Below are 15,502 nucleotides of genomic sequence, written 5' to 3' on the forward strand. Positions count from 1 at the left end.
TCACTCCCCCGCGAACGAACCGGTGTCCCCGACCAGCCGGGTGTTGTCGGCGGGTACCGGCTCGATCGCCGCGAGGGCGACCTCCGCGGCGAACTCCGACACGTTGTACAGGCGCCCGGCCGACTCGCGACGTGTGGCGATCGCGCCGGGGTTCGCGCGTTCCAGGAGCGTCGCGGTGATGGTCCCTTCGATCATGTCGCCCGAGACCACGACGAACTCCACGCCGCGCTCGGCGAGAGCCGGGATGCGCTCACGCAGCGCATCCTCACCGGCACGCTTGGAGAGAGCGACCGGCTCGTATTCCGGCATCGTCGCCGTCGTGCGGATGAAGTGCGCCTGGTGGCTCGTCACGAACACCACGCGAGCGCCCTGCGGCAGGAGTGGCAGCGCGGTCTCCAGCGTGCGCACCTGGGCGTCGCGGTTGAGCGTCAGGGCGTAGTCTTCCGCCACGCCGGACTCCATGCCCCCGGATGCGTTCAGGACGAGGATGTCCAGGGACCCGAAAGCGCGTGCGACCTCATCGAACATCGCCGCGACCGAGTCGGGGTCGGTCAGGTCCGCCCCGACGACGAGGACCCGCACGCCCAGCTCTCGCAGTTCCGTGGCGAGCTTCTCGGCCCGCGGGGCCTTGTTGCGGAAGTTGATCACGACATCCGCTCCGGCCTGCGCGAGGTATCGCGCCGTGTCGGCGCCGATGCCCCGCGAGGAACCGGTGACGAGGGCGGTCTTTCCGGTCAGGGAACCGGCGGGGAGGGGCTGGGACATGGACTTCGCTCCTGAGGTCGTGACGGGCGCGCGCGTGCGCGCGACCCGCTCATGACCCTATCAACGGGTCTCATCCGATTCCGGGCGCGCGACGACGGCCCGGCCCCCGGTGTGCGTTGCTAGAGTTCGAGCAAGGGGAAGGAGGCGGGTCGATGATGCCCGATCTGACGCAGTATCTCTGGATCGTCTGGCTCGTGCTCGCACTGCTGTTCGTGATCGTCGAGCTGCTGACGCTGGAGTTCACCTTCCTCATGCTCGCTGCCGGCGCCCTGATCGGGGGGCTGGGCGTCAATCTCCTCGGCGGACCCTGGTGGCTGCAGGTGGGAGCGGCCGCGGCGATTTCCGCGCTCCTGCTGTTCACGATCAGACCCTTGCTGCTGCGCGCGCTGCGACGCTCCTCGGGCGACGTCAAGACGAACGTCGATGCGCTCTACGGCATCGACGGCCGTGTGGTCGCGGCCTTCGTCGAGGGTGACGGAAGCGTGAAACTCGACAACGGGGAGACCTGGACCGCACGAGCGGCCTCCGGCATCCTCGACGCCGATCTCGAGCTCGGCACCCGGGTGACCGTCTACGCGGTGCGGGGCGCGACGGTCGAGGTCCGGCCCACCCACGTTCATCGCGAGAAAGAAGCTGACCATGGTTGACATCGGCTCGTTCATCGGACAGATCTTCGTCATCGTCCTGCTGCTGGTCGTCGCGATCTTCGTGGTCGTGGTGATCTTCCGCTCCATCCGCATCATCCCGCAGGCGTACGCCGGCATCGTCGAGCGGCTCGGCCGCTACCAGCGCACTCTGAGCCCCGGCCTGAATCTGCTGGTGCCGTTCATCGACCGCCTCCGACCCTTGGTCGACATGCGCGAGCAGGTCGTCTCCTTCCCGCCGCAACCGGTCATCACCGAGGACAACCTCGTCGTCTCGATCGACACGGTCGTCTACTTCCAGGTCACGGATGCGCGCGCCGCGACGTACGAGATCGCGAACTACCTCAGCGCTGTCGAGCAGCTCACCACGACGACGCTCCGCAACGTGGTCGGAGGCCTGAACCTCGAGGAGGCCCTGACGAGCCGCGACAACATCAACGGCCAGCTGCGGGTCGTCCTCGACGAGGCGACCGGCAAGTGGGGGCTGCGCGTCTCCCGAGTCGAGCTGAAGGCCATCGACCCGCCGGTGTCGATCCAGGACTCGATGGAGAAGCAGATGCGCGCGGAGCGGGACCGTCGCGCGGCGATCCTGACCGCCGAGGGCTCGAAGCAGTCTCAGATCCTCGAGGCGGAGGGCCGTCGGCAGTCCGAGATCCTCCGCGCCGAGGGCGACAAGCAGGCGGCCGTGCTGCGAGCCCAGGGCGAGGCCGAGGCCATCGAGATGGTCTTCGACGCCATCCACGCCGGTGAACCCGACGACAAGCTCCTCGCCTACCAGTACTTGCAGACCCTCCCCAAGATCGCCGACAGTGCATCGAGCAAGCTGTGGGTCATCCCGAGCGAGATGACCGAGGCATTGAAGGGCATCGGCGCCGCCTTCGGCGGTCGCTCCGACGACACCCCTCGCCGTGAGCCGGGTTCGAAGCCGAAGCCGACAGGGCCGACCCGCGCCGCCGCCGACGCGGCGCTCGCCGCCGCCCGCGAGGCGGCGTCCGCCGCTGATGACATCGCCACGGAAGCGCGCAAGACCACACCCGGTGCCGCCGGCGGCGGAGCGGGTGAGGCACGCTAGACCTCGTGCACCCCTGGTTCACCGCTTCCGCACCCCCTCGCGTTCTGGCCCATCGTGGCCTGGTCACCGCGACAGACGCCGCGGACGGGATCGTTGAGAACTCGTTCGCCGCCGTCACGTCCGCGCACGCCGCCGGAGCTGCCTACGTCGAGTCGGACTGCCATCTCACCTCCGACGGCGAGGTCGTGCTCTTCCACGACGTCGATCTGCGCCGCGTCACCGGCGACCCCCGCCCGATCGCACACGTCACCCTGCAGGAGCTCGACGACCTGATGTCCTCCCGGGGCGGCCTCGTCACCCTGCGCCAAGCACTGGAGACGTTTCCGGGTCTCCGCTTCAACATCGATGTGAAGGCAGCGGCTGCCGCCGTTCCGGCGGGACGCATCATCGCCGCGCACGCGGAGCGCGTGCTGCTGACGAGCTTCGACGACGACAGGCGTCATACGGCGCTGCGCGCCGCGACCGTCGGATCGGCCCGCCCCGCGACATCGGCGGGGTCGAGGACGGTGGCGCGCTTCCTCGCCGCCGCTTCCCTACGTTCGATCACCATGGCGCGCAGAGCACTGGTGGGCGTCGATGCGCTTCAGGTGCCGGAGAGGCACGGTCCGATGCGCATCGTCTCACCGCGCAGCGTCGAGCTCGCGCACGCACTCGGCGTCGAGGTCCATGTGTGGACGGTCAACGATGCCGCGCGCATGTCGACGCTCTTGGACTGGGGTGTCGACGGCATCGTCACCGACGTCGCCGACGTCGCCCTCGACATGATTGCGACGCGGTCGTCGACCCCGCCACGCGCGGGCGGCTGACGGCGCTGTGCATCGACTGTGAATGGCGTGGTCGCGGCGTCCGTTCGGATGATTCCCACAGGTCGTCGCGTTATACCTGGTGACCGACGAGAGGACCACCCCCTATGGCAGACCGCAGTCTGCGCGGCATCCGACTCGGCGCCCAGAGCCTACAAAGCGAAGAGGGCGTCGTTTTCCACGACCGCGCGCAGCACACCTACTCGTGTTCGTCCTGTGGGCGAGACACGGTGATGACCTTTGCCGCCGACGCGGAGGTCCCGGAGGCTTGGGAGTGCCGCACCTGCGGCGCCGAGGCTCTCCTGCGAATCGGTGAGGGCACAGCCACGGTGGACCACAGCGGCGACAAGGCCGCCCGCACCCACTGGGACATGCTGCTCGAGCGTCGCACGATCCCGGAGCTGGAAGAGCTCCTGGAGGAGCGCTTGACCTACATCCGCGAACGTCGCGGTGCGGCCGCCTCCACCGACAAGCTCAGCGCCTGAATCCCACTCATCGACCGGCGCCGGCTCCCTCGGGAGTCGGTGCCGTCGTCGTTCGCACGGGCGAACGACGGGAGAGCACCGTCACGACCACCCCGAGAGCGGTGATCGCCGCGAGGCTCCCCCACCCCAGGATGGCCTGAACGGCCGGGCCGACCACGACCGCGCCGGTGAGACCGGTGCGCAGCGGCACGTCGAGCACCATCGCGCCGGCGGTATCCGTCGGCAACGACTCCAGGGTGACGCCCGAGGGATCGATGATCTGGCTGGTGCCCACTGTCGACAGATTGACCACCGCACGTCCGGTCTCGACCGCGCGCATGCGTGCGAAGGCGAGCTGCTGCAGGTTCTCATCGGTGTCACGGAAGTCGGCGTTGTTCGTCTGCAGCACGTAGATCTCCGCGCCGTCGCGGGCGCCCTCCCAGATGACGTCGTCGTAGATCACGTCGAAGCAGATCGCGAGGCCGACACCGATCCCGTCGACATCGAAGTACGGCGGATTGGATCCGGGCGTGTACTCCCGCTGGATCAGACCGATGAGGTCGGGCACGATCGCCTCGTAGAACCAGCGATCGGGCACATACTCCCCCATCGGGACCGGGTTGGCCTTGTCGTGGACCTGCTCCGCACCGTTCTCGGCCGTCCAGAGGATCGACGTGTTGAACACGTCGTCGCCCCGCTCCGTCGCAGCGTTCACGATGAGCGGCGCGTCGGCGCGCTCGCTCAAGCCGTCGAGCGCGGCGGCCGTCGCGGCATCCTGCAGCGGGTCGTATCCGATACCGCCCTCTGGCCACACCAGCACGTCGAGGTCGTCCTCGAGGATCGGCTGGGACGCCTCGATCTGGGCGTTCAGCACCTCATACGGCTCCCGCTCATCGAAGTACGCAGACGGTCCGTTGCCCTGCACGGCACCGACCCGCCACGTGCCGACATCCGTCGTCGGGAACGCCGGCACCGCGACCAGAAGCACCGCGGCGACGGCCGCCGGCACGGCCGAGCGCACATCCCGGAGCCGACCCGCTCGGAGCCACTCGATGACGGCGGCGGTGAACACGACCATGAGGAAGGTCAGCCCGCTGACGCCCACCCAGGAGACGATGTGGGCGAGCGGACTCTCCGACTGGCTCATCCCGAGCCGCCCCCAGGGGAAGCCGGTGTAAGGCCAGGAACCCATGATCTGCTCGCGCAGGGTCCAGATTCCTCCCACCAGCACCGGCAGCCCGACGAGGTTGGCCCACCGTGAGGGCCAGATGCGCGGGAACCAGCGGTACGAGAGCGTCAGCAGAACCGATCCGAGCGCGATGAACAGCGTCTCGACACCCGCCAGCGCGAACCAGGGAATCACCCCGAGATAGCGGGTGATCCAGACGATGTGGATGAGGTAGAACGACGCACCGAAGGCGAGACCGACCAGGAGCGCTCCCCCCACGCTGCGGCCGATGAGGGAGACGAGCGCGAATGCCACTCCCACGAATGCCAGGGGCCACCAACCGATGTCCGGGTAGGCGGCATCAAGGACCGCTCCCCCGACCAGCGAGGTCACGACGGCCGCCCACAGCGGCAAGACGGGCCGGATGGCCGGGGCGAGACTCACGCGTCCACCCTAATCCGGCGCCCCTGCACGACTGCTTCGAGAAGGATCGGCACTCCGGGAGATCACACCGAGCTGTACGCGACGATCCCCCGCCGCACCGACTCGAGAGCACGCCGTGCGGTGCCGGCGAGTTCCGGTGGCGCGACGAGCGAGAGCTGGTCGAGCAGGTCGATCGTCTGCTTCGTCCAGCGGACGAAGTCGCCGGCTGCCATGTCGGCCTCGGCGAGCACGGTGTCCAGAGGCAGTCCGCGCGCCCACCCGTGCATCGCGGCGGACAGGTTCGGCGAGGGCGGTTCGGAACCGGGCAGGCGATGCTCGGTCTCGAGGTCGTCGAGCCGCTGCCACAGATCGGTCGTCTTCTCGAGGGCGATGCGGAATGCCCCGCGCGGCAGGCGCCGATCCCCGTAGCCGCCGTCGTCGCGACGCGGCTCGTAGACCAGCGCACACGCGATCGCCGCGAGCGAGGGAGCGTCGAGCGCGCTCCAGAGCCGCAGCCGAAGGCTCTCCGCGACGAGAAGGTCGCGTTCGCCGTAGATGCGCTTCATCGTGCGGCCGTCGTCGGTGAGCGTCGTCGCCCCGTCGGCGGCGATCTCGACGTAGCCGACCTCATCGAGCACCTCGACGACGCGATCGAAGATCCGCGCCACCGTGCCGGTGCGGGAGTCGATCTGCCCGCGAAGCTTCCGCACGGTGCGATCGAGCTTGTGGTACCGCTCGGCCCAGCGCGCGTGATGCTCGCGATCGGGGCACTCATGACTCGGATGACGCCTCATGCGATTGCGCAGCGACTGGATCTCGCGCTGCCGGGCATCGCGGGTCGACTTTCCCGCGGTGACGTCCTTGCGATTGATCTTCTCGATGTCGCTCAGCTCGCGGCGGATCGCGGCGTACTCGACGAAGTCGCCGCGGTCGCATGCCATGGCATCGGCGTATCCCGCGAGCGACTCCTCGGCATCCTTGACCTGGCGCGCGATGCCGACCACGGCCCGGTCGGCCTGGAATTGCGCGAACGAGGACTCGAGGATCTCGCGCGCCTGCCCGCGACCGAACCGGTCGATCAGGTTCACCGCCATGTTGTACGTGGGCCGGAAGCTGGAGTTCAGCGGGTAGGTGCGGCGCGACGCGAGCGCGGCCACCGCCTGCGGGTCCACGCCCTCGGTCCACTGCACCACCGCGTGTCCTTCGACGTCGATGCCCCGGCGTCCCGCACGCCCGGTCAGCTGCGTGTACTCGCCGGAGGTGATGGCCACCCGCGCCTCGCCGTTGAACTTCTCGAGTTTCTCGAGCACGACCGTCCGGGCGGGCATGTTGATGCCGAGCGCGAGCGTCTCGGTGGCGAAGACCGCCTTGACGAGTTTGCGCTGGAACAGCTCCTCGACGATCTCCTTGAAGGCCGGGAGGAGGCCCGCGTGGTGCGCCGCGACGCCGCGCTCCAGGTTGTCCTTCCACTCCCAGTAGCCGAGCACGCCGAGGTCTTCTTCGACGAGGTTGCGGGTGCGGTCCTCGACGATCTCCCGGATGAGGCTGCGCTCCTCGGGCGAGGTCAGACGCACGCCGGAGCGCCGCACCTGGATGACGGCCTGATCGCACCCGGCCCGGCTGAAGATGAAGAAGATCGCGGGGAGCAGATTCGAGCGTCGGAGAAGCTCAACGACATCCGGCCGATCCAGTCGCTCGATCCGCTGCGGATGCCCGGCTCGCTGGGGCCGCCTGCCGCCCCGGTGCGGTCGGCGGCCGCCACCCCCGTGCCGCCCGCTCTCGTAGCCGCTGCCGCGAGCCGAACGGATGCGCAGCAGCTCCTGGTTCACCTGGGCCGTTGCGACGCCGGCGCGGTCGTCGAACAGCGGCAGAAGGTCTCCGCGTACGAGGACATGCTGCTCGAGAGGGACCGGTCGGGTCTCGGACACGATGATCTCCGTGTCCCCGCGCACCGCATCCAGCCAGTCGCCGAACTCCTCCGCGTTCGACACCGTCGCCGACAGGGCGATCAGTCGCACGGCCGGCGGGAGATGGATGATGACCTCCTCCCACACGGCGCCGCGGAAACGATCGGCGAGGTAGTGGACCTCGTCCATCACGACGAAGCGCAGCCCCTGGAGCGCGGGCGAGTCCGCGTAGAGCATGTTGCGCAGGACCTCGGTGGTCATCACCACGATACGGGCGCTCGCATTGATGTTCGTGTCGCCGGTGAGCAGTCCCACCTCGTCCGGCCCGTACACGTCGACGAGTTCGCGGAACTTCTGATTCGACAGCGCCTTCATCGGCGTCGTGTAGAACGCCTTGTCGCCCGGGGCGGACATCGCCAGGTGGATGCCGAACTCCCCCACGATGGTCTTCCCGGCCCCCGTGGGCGCGGCCACGAGCACGCTGCGGCCCGACTCGAGAGCGTGGCATCCCGCGAGCTGGAAGGGGTCGAGGTCGAAGCGCTGCCGTTCGGCGAACTCGCTCGTACGGGGATGCTCGCGGTGCTCGTTCGCGCGGGCGAACCGCTCGGCGGGCGAGAGAGAGGTCACGACGACGACCCGTCCGCGAGGAACGCCTCTTCGCGCTTCCGTCGACGCCGATCGAACACCAGCGACACCGCGGCGGCGGCGAAGAACAGTACGACCAGGATGCCGGCGAGCAGGATCATCGACACCACGTCGGCGCCTGGCGTCGCGACCGCCGCGAAGATCGTCGCGACGAGCACGGCCACCCGCCAGCCCTTGAGGATGTCGCGCCCGCTGATCACGCCGGCGATGTTGAGGGCGACCAGGAACACCGGGAGGACGAAGGAGACCCCGACGACGATGATCAGCTTCATGACGAAGTCGTAGTAGTACTTCGCGTCGTAGAACGACGAGCCGCCCTCCGGCACGAAGGTCGCCATGATCTCCACGATGTGGGGCATCACCAGCAGACCGGTCCAGCATCCCGCGAAGAACAGCGGGATCGCCGCCGCGACGAACCAGATCGTGTACCGGATCTCCGTGCGGGTCAGACCCGGCATCACGAACGCCCAGATCTGCCAGAGCCAGACCGGTGCCGACAGCACCAGGCCGATGGCGAAGGCCATCCGGATGCGCAGATCGAACGCCGACGTCACCGTGCTGAACATGACGGCGACGTCGATCTCGTCCCCCCGCTCGACGGCGATGTACCGGATGGGCTCCGTGATGAGCCAGATGACGAAATCCGTGATGAAGAAGGCCACCACCATGCCGACGACCAACGCGATCGCCGCGATCATCAGGCGCTTGCGCAGCTCGACGAGATGCTGGCCGAGCGACATCCGCCTCTCACCGCGTCGGGGCTTCGCCGCCTTCGACGCGGGTGTGTCGGTCGCCACCGATCAGGGTTTCGGGTCGGATGCCCCGCCCGAGGTCGGCGTGGACGGCGCATCCGAGGTCGCCGACGGGGTGTCGGCGCGGTCACCGCCTCGAGGCGCGTCCTCGTCCTTCATCGCCTTCATCTCGCCCCGGAACACCCGGGCGGACTGGCCGACGCTCTTGGCGAGGGCGGGCAGCTTGGCGGCACCGAACAGCAGCAGGATGACCGCGAGGATCAGCAGCAGGTGCCATGGGCTGAATGCGTTAGCCATGAGGAAGACTCCAGATCGTTGACCTGTTCTCAGTCTAACCGCGCTATCGCGGGCGGGAACGGTGATGGGTGCGGCGGGTCTCAGCTCGGGCCGTACAGTCGCAGAGCGCTCTCGGCCCAATCCGCTGCCGCGCGGCGGGCGCCCTCGGGCTCCAGGATCTCGACATCGCCACCCAGCTTGGCGGTCAGACGGCGCAGGCTGTTCTCGTCGGCGACGCGCATCGTGGCCACCGTCATGCCCCTCTCCGTCTCGGTGTCCGCCCGTCGCAGGTAGTCACCCAGGAGCGCCGCCGACGCTGCGGGGAACCGGATGCGCACCACGAGCTCATCCGAACCGTCCGCGAACCAGTCGGGCACGGGATCGGCGGCGTGCGAGACCGTCAGATCCGTCAGCCGGATATCACTGACGCGGTCCAGGTGGAAGGTGCGCATCGCCTCGCGCAGATGGCACCATCCCTGCAGGTACCACTGGCCGTCGGCGATGCTCACCTTCACGGGGTCGACCGTGCGGGTGGTCGCCGGAGCATCGGGAGCCTTGTAGGTGAAGGCGACGGCGCGCCCGACGCGCAGCGCCTCGGCGACGCGATCACGCACCGCGTCGACGGGAGCGGGCGCGACGATGAGGTCGGCCGGGGTGCCGGAGGCGCCGCGGGCGAGCTTGGCGAGGAGTCCCGAGAACAGCTCGCTGTCCCCGACCCCGGGAATCCCGCGGGTGAGCTGAAGACCGGCGAGGAGCGCAGCCGCCTCACGCGTGGTGAGGCGCGGCGTGCGCTCGAGCGCGACCGAGTGCGTGATGACGATGCGGTCGTCCCGATCGAGCAGATCCCAGTCGATGTCGAACAGATCGTTGGCCATCTGCCAGAAGCCGCCGTCACCCGGCAGGCCGATGACGGTGAGCTTCTCCACCATCTCCCGCATCTGGTCGGGGGTGACGTCGAACTCCTCGGCCGCCTCTGCGACCGACACCTCGCCCTTCCCGATCAGATACGGCACCAGCTGCAGCATGAGCGCCGCGCGGTCGGTGGCGACGAGCGGCTTGCGCACGGGGTTCACGCGGCACCGCCGTGACGGGCGAGCGTCGAGCGCAGGCGCGTGAGGACGGCGTCCCGCAGCGCGGCGGGTTCGACCACCCGAACTTCCGGGCCGTAGGAGGCGAGCTCGTCGGCGAAGATGTGCACGTCGACGAAGGGCACGCGCACCCCCTGCTCGGCCGGCTGGGCGCGCCGTGCGAGTCGCAGAGCGGCTTCTGTCCCCGGTTCCACCTCGAGCAGCGCCACGTTGCGCGCTGCGACCTCCTGCAGGCCGGACAGCGCCCGCTCCCCCGCTCCCCGACGGAGCGCTGCGTCGAAGTGCTCGCGCGTGGCGGTGACGGCACCGACGATGCGGGACAGCAGGAAGGTGCGCTCCTCGTCGACACCCAGGTCGTGCGCGAGCACGTGCCAGCGTCCCTCGTACTCGACCAGGGCGAGGGGGCGCACCCGCCGCGTGCGCGGGGCGGCGTCGCCGGGCTTCAGATACGGGAACGTCACGACGCGGGCGTGCTCGATCGCCTGCTGCAACGGCACGAACGCCGGGTCGTTGGTGCTCAGCCGAGGGGCGAAGCCCTGGATCGGCGCATCCATGGGGATGCCGAGCGCGCGGATCTTGCGGAGCCCGGCCCGAGCCTCCACGGACATCGAGCTCTCGCTCCAGACGCTCCCGGCGAGGGTGAGGAGCGCGAGCTCGGCCGGCGAGAACTCCAGGTCGTCCGGGAGGGTGTACTCCGCCGCGGGCACGCGGTAGCGAGCTTCGCGCAGATCATCGGGGTCGGCCCAGTCGCCGATCGTCTCGATCGGGACGCCGAGGGCTCGGAGATTCTCCTTGTCGCGCTCGAACATCTTCTCGAGAGCGTCCTTGGAAGCTCCCGCTTCGCGCTGCTCGCGGTACCCCGTGACGTTGGCCAGGATCGTGTCCTTCGTCAGCCCCTGATCCGTCGCGGTGAGAGCCACCACGAGGTTGACCAGCCGCTCTTCGGGCGGGGTCTTCACGGATGCGGTGGCCACGACGCCAAGTCTAGGCAGGCCCGAGGGAAGACGAGGCTCAGGACGCCTCGTCGACGCCGAGGATGTCGATGACGAAGACGAGCGTGGAGCCGGCGGGGATCGCTCCGCTCGCCTGGTCGCCGTAACCCTGATCCGGCGGGATGACGGCGAGCACCTGGGAGCCGACGGTCTGGCCCTCGAGCGCCGCGGAGAACCCGGGCACGACCTCGTCGAGCGAGAGCGCCGCGGGTGTCGTCTCCCACGTCGTGTCGAACACCTCGCGGTCCGCCCACGTCAGTCCGGTGTAGTGCACCCGCACGGTGTCGCCGGCCTCGACGACCTCGCCGTCGCCCTCGATGAGGGTCTGCACGACGAGCTCGTCGGGAGCCGCGGCATCGGGGATGATGACGCCCGGCCGGCCGTCGGGGGCGCGCACGACCGTGGGCATCCCGAGGCTCGAGTTGTAGCGAAGGTCGCCCTCGGCCTGCGGCAGATAGACCTTGCGGACGTCGACGACGGCGAGAAGCGACTCGTCTTCGGCGAGGCCGGCCTGGGCGGCGTAGTCGGGGTTGATCTCGTCGGCCGGGAGGCCGATGACGATGCGAGACCCCGCCTGAGCGCACTGCAGCGCCTCGGAGAGGCCGGGAAGCGCGGCGGCGATGTTCTCCATCGAGAACACGTTCGTCAGATCACCGTCGTAGGCGGTCGCGGCGAACGGCTCCCCGCTGTCGCCGGCGTAGAACGAGTAGTCCATGACCAGCAGCTGCGAGTCCGTGGACAGCTCGGGTCCTTCGCCCTCCGACAGGCGCTCGACCGCCACCTCGTCGACGTGGAACGGGGAGTAGACCTCCACCCGCGGCTCGGCGTCGATGTCACCGGAGACGGTCGCGAGCGAGGCCAGGTCGGTGTCGCTCTCCACGCAGGTGGGCGCGGCGGCTTCGACGGTGCAGCCGACGAGGCCGACAGAGGTCATTCCGATGAGGGCGAGAGCAGCGGGGATCTTGCGCACCGGTTCATCCTAGGCGGTCGCGGTGCCTTCGTCCTCCGCGGCGGACGCGAGACGAGCACCGGCGGCGGCACGCTCGGCCTCGCGCACACGCTTGCGGAGATTCTTGTCGGTGATCTCCCGATCCCCCACCGCGCCGGGTGTCCACAGCTCCACATCCTCATCGCCGTAGCTCGACTTCGACGCGCGGCGCTTCTGCTCCGGGGCCACCGCGCCGGGCGCGAGTCGTCGTGCCCACACCAGGAAGCCGGTGTGGGCGACCATGCGGTGATCGGGCCGCACCGCGAGCCCTTCGACGTGCCACCCGCGCACCATCGTCTCGTTCGCGTCCGGCTCGGTGAACAGCCCCGTTCCGCGGATGAACTCGGCCACGCGGCTCAGCTGCGTCGCCGTGGCGACGTAGCAGACCACGACGCCGCCCGGCGTCAGCGCGTCGGCGACGGCGTCGAGGCACTCCCAGGGGGCGAGCATGTCGAGGACCACCCGGTCGATCGTGCCCGGCTCGACCACGGCGGGGAGGGCCTCAGCGAGGTCGCCCAGCTCGATGCGCCACGTGGCGGGCACCTCCCCGAGGAAGGTCTCCACGTTCGCCCGGGCGACGGCGGCGAACTCCTCGCGCCGCTCGAACGACACCAGCGACCCGGTCTCCCCGATCGCGCGCAGCAGCCACAGCGAGAGCGCACCCGAGCCGACGCCGGCCTCGACGACGCGCGCCCCCGGGAACACATCCGCCTCCGCGAGGATCTGCGCGGCGTCCTTCGGGTAGACGATCGCCGCGCCGCGCGGCATCGACATCACGAAATCGCGCAGCAGCGGACGAAGCGCAAGATACTCGTGACCGCCGCTGCCGGTGACGACGGACCCGTCGGGCTGACCGATCAGCGACGTGTGCCGCAGGACGCCATGGTGGGTGTGCAGCTCGCCGTCCTGACGCAGGGTGATGGTGTGGAGGCGGCCCTTCGGACCGGTCAGCTGAACACGGTCGCCGACCCGGAAGGGGCCGCTCGGGCGTGCGGCGGTCATCGGTTCTCCTCCGCGGTGCGGTGCGCCGCGTGCAGGGCGGCGAGGTCGTCGGCGGTGCGATCGGCGAGCGTCGGCCAGAGCTCGTGGGCGCCGACGCCCTCGAGCGACACCATGAGGGGTACGCCGAGCGTCACCGCCCCGGAGGCAGCGGCGGCGCGCACGCCGGTCGGCGAGTCCTCGACCGCCACGGCGTCCAGCGGTGACACACCGAGGGCCTCGCAGGCCTGGAGATAGGGATCGGGATACGGCTTGGGCCGCGCGACGTCGTCGCCGCCGACGATGACGTCGAACGCGTCGAAATCGATGAGCGACACCACGTGGTCGGCCATGCGACGCATGGACATCGTCACGAGCGCCGTCTTGATGCCGGCCGCACGCAGACTCCGCAGCAGCTCCTTCGCGCCGGGCCGGAACGGCACGCCCTTCTGCGAAAGCTGCGACATGACCTCGGAGGTCAGGTGGTCGACGATGTCGCCCTTGCTCATGCGCACGCCGGCCGACTGCAGGATGCCCGCAGAGTCCTCCAGCGCGAGTCCCACCAGCTGCAGCGCCTGCTCGTGGGACCAGGTGCCCCCGAAGCTCTCGATGAGCGGTGTCTCGGCGGCCATCCAGTACGGCTCGGTGTCGACGAGGGTTCCGTCCATGTCCCACAGGACGGCGGCGATGCGCGGAGAATTCACCCGCCCATGCTACGCACCCGGCGTCCCGCCCACCGCCCGGATCGGGGTCGCCCGCGCCTGCCGCTGCGCCCGTGCGCGCGGAGCGTGCCTATCCTGGAGGGACCGATCGGGGAGGTTGTGTGGACGCACTGGGACGCCGCGTGCTGGTCGCCGCGTTCGACGGGTGGAACGACGCCGGCGAGGCCGCATCCGCTGCGCTTGCGCACGTGAAGGGCTCCGGCGACTACGAACCGGTGTTCTCCGTCGACCCGGAACTGTACTTCGACTACCAGTACACCAGGCCGCATCTGGTTGCCGACGCCGAGGGCCACCGCCGCCTCACCTGGCCGGAGGCGACGGTTCTCCGCCCGACCGAGCCGCAGGGCGACACCGAGCTGTGGCTGCTGACCGGGGTCGAGCCCGCTCGCGCGTGGCAGGCGTTCAGTGCCGAGTTCATCGACGTGGCCCTGCGCGAAGACATCACCGGCTTCGTGTCACTGGGGTCGATGATGTCGGATGTCCCGCACACGCGCCCGATCTCGGTCTTCGCCGGCAGCGAGAACGATCAGGTGCGCGAGACGCTCGGACTCGAACGCGGCAGCTATGAAGGACCGGTGGGCATCCTGTCCGTGCTGGGACATGCCGCCGACGCGGCGGGCATCCCCACCGCGAGCCTGTGGGCGAGCGTGCCGCACTACGTTGCGGGCCACACGCCGTCCCCGAAGGCATCACTGGCTCTGCTGGACCGACTCGAGTCGCTCACCGGCATCCCCGTCGGTCGCGGCAGCCTCGCGACCGAGGCGATCGCGTGGGAGGCGACCATCGACGCGGCCGCCGCCGACGACGAGGAGATGACGGAGTACATCCGACAGCTCGAGGAGAACCGCGACACCGTCGATTCCCCCGAGGCCTCGGGTGACGCGATCGCCCAGGAGTTCGAGCAGTATCTGCGGCGGCGCGGCGACGGTCCGTCCAAGCCCGGCCGCGACGACCGGCGCTGATCCCCTCTCGCGGCGGCCCCGGGTCAGTACGCGTCGATGACGCCGAGGCTCAGCAGCACGACGAGGACGGTGCCGAGCGCGACGCGGTAGAGCACGAACGGCAGGAAGCTGTGCCGTGAGATCCACCGCATGAAGAAGGCGATCACGGCGAGAGCCACGACGAAGGCGACCACCGTCGCCAGGGCCGTCTCGCCGAGGGAGAACACCCCGGGCTCGTCCCAGCTCTTGAACAGCTGGTAGAAGCCGCTGCCGAACACGGCCGGGATCGCGAGCAGGAACGCGTATCGCGCCGCGGCGGCGCGTTCGTAGCCCATGAACAGTCCCGCCGTGATGGTGCCGCCGGATCGGGAGACGCCCGGGATGAGCGCCAGGCTCTGCGCGAATCCGTAGACGACGCCGTGGCCGACGGTGAGATCGTTCAGAGAACGACGCTTCGCCCCGACGTGATCGGCGATGCCGAGCAGAACGCCGAAGAAGATCAGCATCGCGGCGATGATCCACAGCGAGCGGAACGTGGTCTCGATCTGATCCTGGAAGAGCAGGCCCAGCACGACGATCGGGATGCTGCCGACGATGATCAGCCACCCCATCCGCGCGTCGGGATCGTTCCGGGGAATCCGGCCGAACAGGGCGAGGAACCAGTTTCGGATGATGCGCACGATGTCACGCCAGAAGAAGACCACGACGGCCGCTTCGGTGCCGATCTGCGTGATCGCGGTGAAGGCGGCACCGGGGTCCTCGGCGGTGGGCAGGAACTCGCCGAGGATGCGCAGATGGGCGCTCGAGGACACGGGCAGGAACTCGGTGAGTCCCTGCACGAGGCCGAGCACGATCGCCTCGAGCAGTTGCATGG

16 protein-coding genes are annotated in these 15,502 nt (G+C 69.5%); 5 read left to right on the plus strand and 11 right to left on the minus strand.

The genetic code is table 11. The features are described 5' to 3' along the window. Entirely contained in the window at window positions 1-765 is a 765-nt protein-coding gene (locus tag IM777_RS09540; protein WP_071043744.1) for an SDR family oxidoreductase, read from the minus strand. A gap of 152 nt (window positions 766-917) precedes the next feature. On the opposite strand from IM777_RS09540, the gene IM777_RS09545 reads away from it, so the two are divergent. From IM777_RS09545 to IM777_RS09560, 4 genes are all read left to right on the plus strand, one after another. Next, on the plus strand, window positions 918-1,412 hold the full coding sequence (locus tag IM777_RS09545; RefSeq protein WP_071043533.1) for an NfeD family protein: 495 nt from the start codon (window positions 918-920) through the stop codon (window positions 1,410-1,412). Then, window positions 1,405-2,481 (plus strand): SPFH domain-containing protein, encoded by a 1,077-nt coding sequence (locus tag IM777_RS09550; RefSeq protein ID WP_071043534.1) that lies wholly within the window; start codon window positions 1,405-1,407, stop codon window positions 2,479-2,481. The genes IM777_RS09545 and IM777_RS09550 overlap by 8 nt, the downstream gene beginning before the upstream one ends. Before the next feature lie 5 nt (window positions 2,482-2,486). Beyond that, complete coding sequence (locus tag IM777_RS09555; protein WP_194383159.1) at window positions 2,487-3,287, plus strand: glycerophosphodiester phosphodiesterase family protein; 801 nt, start codon at window positions 2,487-2,489, stop codon at window positions 3,285-3,287. Between the two features lie 104 nt (window positions 3,288-3,391). Beyond that, window positions 3,392-3,769 (plus strand): RNA polymerase-binding protein RbpA, encoded by a 378-nt coding sequence (locus IM777_RS09560; RefSeq protein ID WP_071043536.1) that lies wholly within the window; start codon window positions 3,392-3,394, stop codon window positions 3,767-3,769. Between the two features lie 7 nt (window positions 3,770-3,776). On the opposite strand, the gene lnt is transcribed toward IM777_RS09560, so the two are convergent. The 9 genes from lnt to IM777_RS09605 form a co-directional block, all read right to left on the minus strand. After that, window positions 3,777-5,360 (minus strand): apolipoprotein N-acyltransferase, encoded by a 1,584-nt coding sequence (gene lnt / locus IM777_RS09565; protein ID WP_194383160.1) that lies wholly within the window; start codon window positions 5,358-5,360, stop codon window positions 3,777-3,779. A gap of 62 nt (window positions 5,361-5,422) precedes the next feature. After that, on the minus strand, window positions 5,423-7,873 hold the full coding sequence (locus IM777_RS09570) for a DEAD/DEAH box helicase (protein ID WP_194383161.1): 2,451 nt from the start codon (window positions 7,871-7,873) through the stop codon (window positions 5,423-5,425). Continuing rightward, on the minus strand, window positions 7,870-8,631 hold the full coding sequence (gene tatC, locus IM777_RS09575; protein WP_194385501.1) for a twin-arginine translocase subunit TatC: 762 nt from the start codon (window positions 8,629-8,631) through the stop codon (window positions 7,870-7,872). Before tatC ends, IM777_RS09570 begins: the two co-directional genes overlap by 4 nt. 60 nt (window positions 8,632-8,691) lie before the next feature. Continuing rightward, a complete protein-coding gene (tatA, locus tag IM777_RS09580; RefSeq protein WP_194383162.1) occupies window positions 8,692-8,940 on the minus strand; it encodes a twin-arginine translocase TatA/TatE family subunit in 249 nt (82 codons plus the stop codon). Window positions 8,941-9,020: 80 nt separating this feature from the next. Then, the gene (locus tag IM777_RS09585) at window positions 9,021-9,992 is read right to left on the minus strand and encodes a helix-turn-helix transcriptional regulator (protein ID WP_194383163.1); all 972 of its coding nucleotides are present in this window, start codon (window positions 9,990-9,992) and stop codon (window positions 9,021-9,023) included. After that, on the minus strand, window positions 9,989-10,981 hold the full coding sequence (locus IM777_RS09590) for a helix-turn-helix transcriptional regulator (RefSeq protein WP_194383164.1): 993 nt from the start codon (window positions 10,979-10,981) through the stop codon (window positions 9,989-9,991). The genes IM777_RS09585 and IM777_RS09590 overlap by 4 nt, the downstream gene beginning before the upstream one ends. A 37-nt stretch (window positions 10,982-11,018) precedes the next feature. After that, complete coding sequence (locus tag IM777_RS09595; RefSeq protein ID WP_194383165.1) at window positions 11,019-11,969, minus strand: FKBP-type peptidyl-prolyl cis-trans isomerase; 951 nt, start codon at window positions 11,967-11,969, stop codon at window positions 11,019-11,021. 9 nt (window positions 11,970-11,978) lie between these two features. After that, window positions 11,979-12,989, minus strand: coding sequence for a tRNA (adenine-N1)-methyltransferase (locus tag IM777_RS09600; RefSeq protein WP_071043542.1), 1,011 nt, complete (start codon window positions 12,987-12,989; stop codon window positions 11,979-11,981). Continuing rightward, window positions 12,986-13,669, minus strand: coding sequence for an HAD family hydrolase (locus IM777_RS09605; RefSeq protein WP_071043543.1), 684 nt, complete (start codon window positions 13,667-13,669; stop codon window positions 12,986-12,988). The genes IM777_RS09600 and IM777_RS09605 overlap by 4 nt, the downstream gene beginning before the upstream one ends. 119 nt (window positions 13,670-13,788) lie before the next feature. Between IM777_RS09605 and IM777_RS09610 the strand changes: the two genes are divergently transcribed. Further along, window positions 13,789-14,649: a PAC2 family protein gene (locus IM777_RS09610; RefSeq protein WP_071043544.1), complete on the plus strand. Its 861-nt coding sequence runs from the start codon at window positions 13,789-13,791 to the stop codon at window positions 14,647-14,649. A 23-nt stretch (window positions 14,650-14,672) separates the two neighbouring features. Here IM777_RS09610 and IM777_RS09615 read toward each other — a convergent pair whose 3' ends face one another. Next, window positions 14,673-15,500, minus strand: a complete 828-nt coding sequence (locus IM777_RS09615; protein WP_194383166.1) for an undecaprenyl-diphosphate phosphatase — start codon at window positions 15,498-15,500, stop codon at window positions 14,673-14,675. Between the last annotated feature and the right edge of the window lie 2 nt (window positions 15,501-15,502).

The organism is Microbacterium luteum (assembly GCF_015277875.1).
Lineage (GTDB): Bacteria > Actinomycetota > Actinomycetes > Actinomycetales > Microbacteriaceae > Microbacterium > Microbacterium luteum.

What these genes read in the sequence shown, in the direction of transcription:
- IM777_RS09615 (WP_194383166.1), bottom strand. Translation starts at nt 15,500, where the DNA reads ATGCAACTGCTCGAGGCGATCGTGCTCGGCCTCGTGCAGGGACTCACC.
- IM777_RS09600 (WP_071043542.1), bottom strand. Translation starts at nt 12,989, where the DNA reads ATGACCGCCGCACGCCCGAGCGGCCCCTTCCGGGTCGGCGACCGTGTT.
- tatC (WP_194385501.1), bottom strand. Translation starts at nt 8,631, where the DNA reads ATGTCGCTCGGCCAGCATCTCGTCGAGCTGCGCAAGCGCCTGATGATC.
- IM777_RS09550 (WP_071043534.1), top strand. Translation starts at nt 1,405, where the DNA reads ATGGTTGACATCGGCTCGTTCATCGGACAGATCTTCGTCATCGTCCTG.
- IM777_RS09545 (WP_071043533.1), top strand. Translation starts at nt 918, where the DNA reads ATGATGCCCGATCTGACGCAGTATCTCTGGATCGTCTGGCTCGTGCTC.
- IM777_RS09560 (WP_071043536.1), top strand. Translation starts at nt 3,392, where the DNA reads ATGGCAGACCGCAGTCTGCGCGGCATCCGACTCGGCGCCCAGAGCCTA.
- IM777_RS09540 (WP_071043744.1), bottom strand. Translation starts at nt 765, where the DNA reads ATGTCCCAGCCCCTCCCCGCCGGTTCCCTGACCGGAAAGACCGCCCTC.
- tatA (WP_194383162.1), bottom strand. Translation starts at nt 8,940, where the DNA reads ATGGCTAACGCATTCAGCCCATGGCACCTGCTGCTGATCCTCGCGGTC.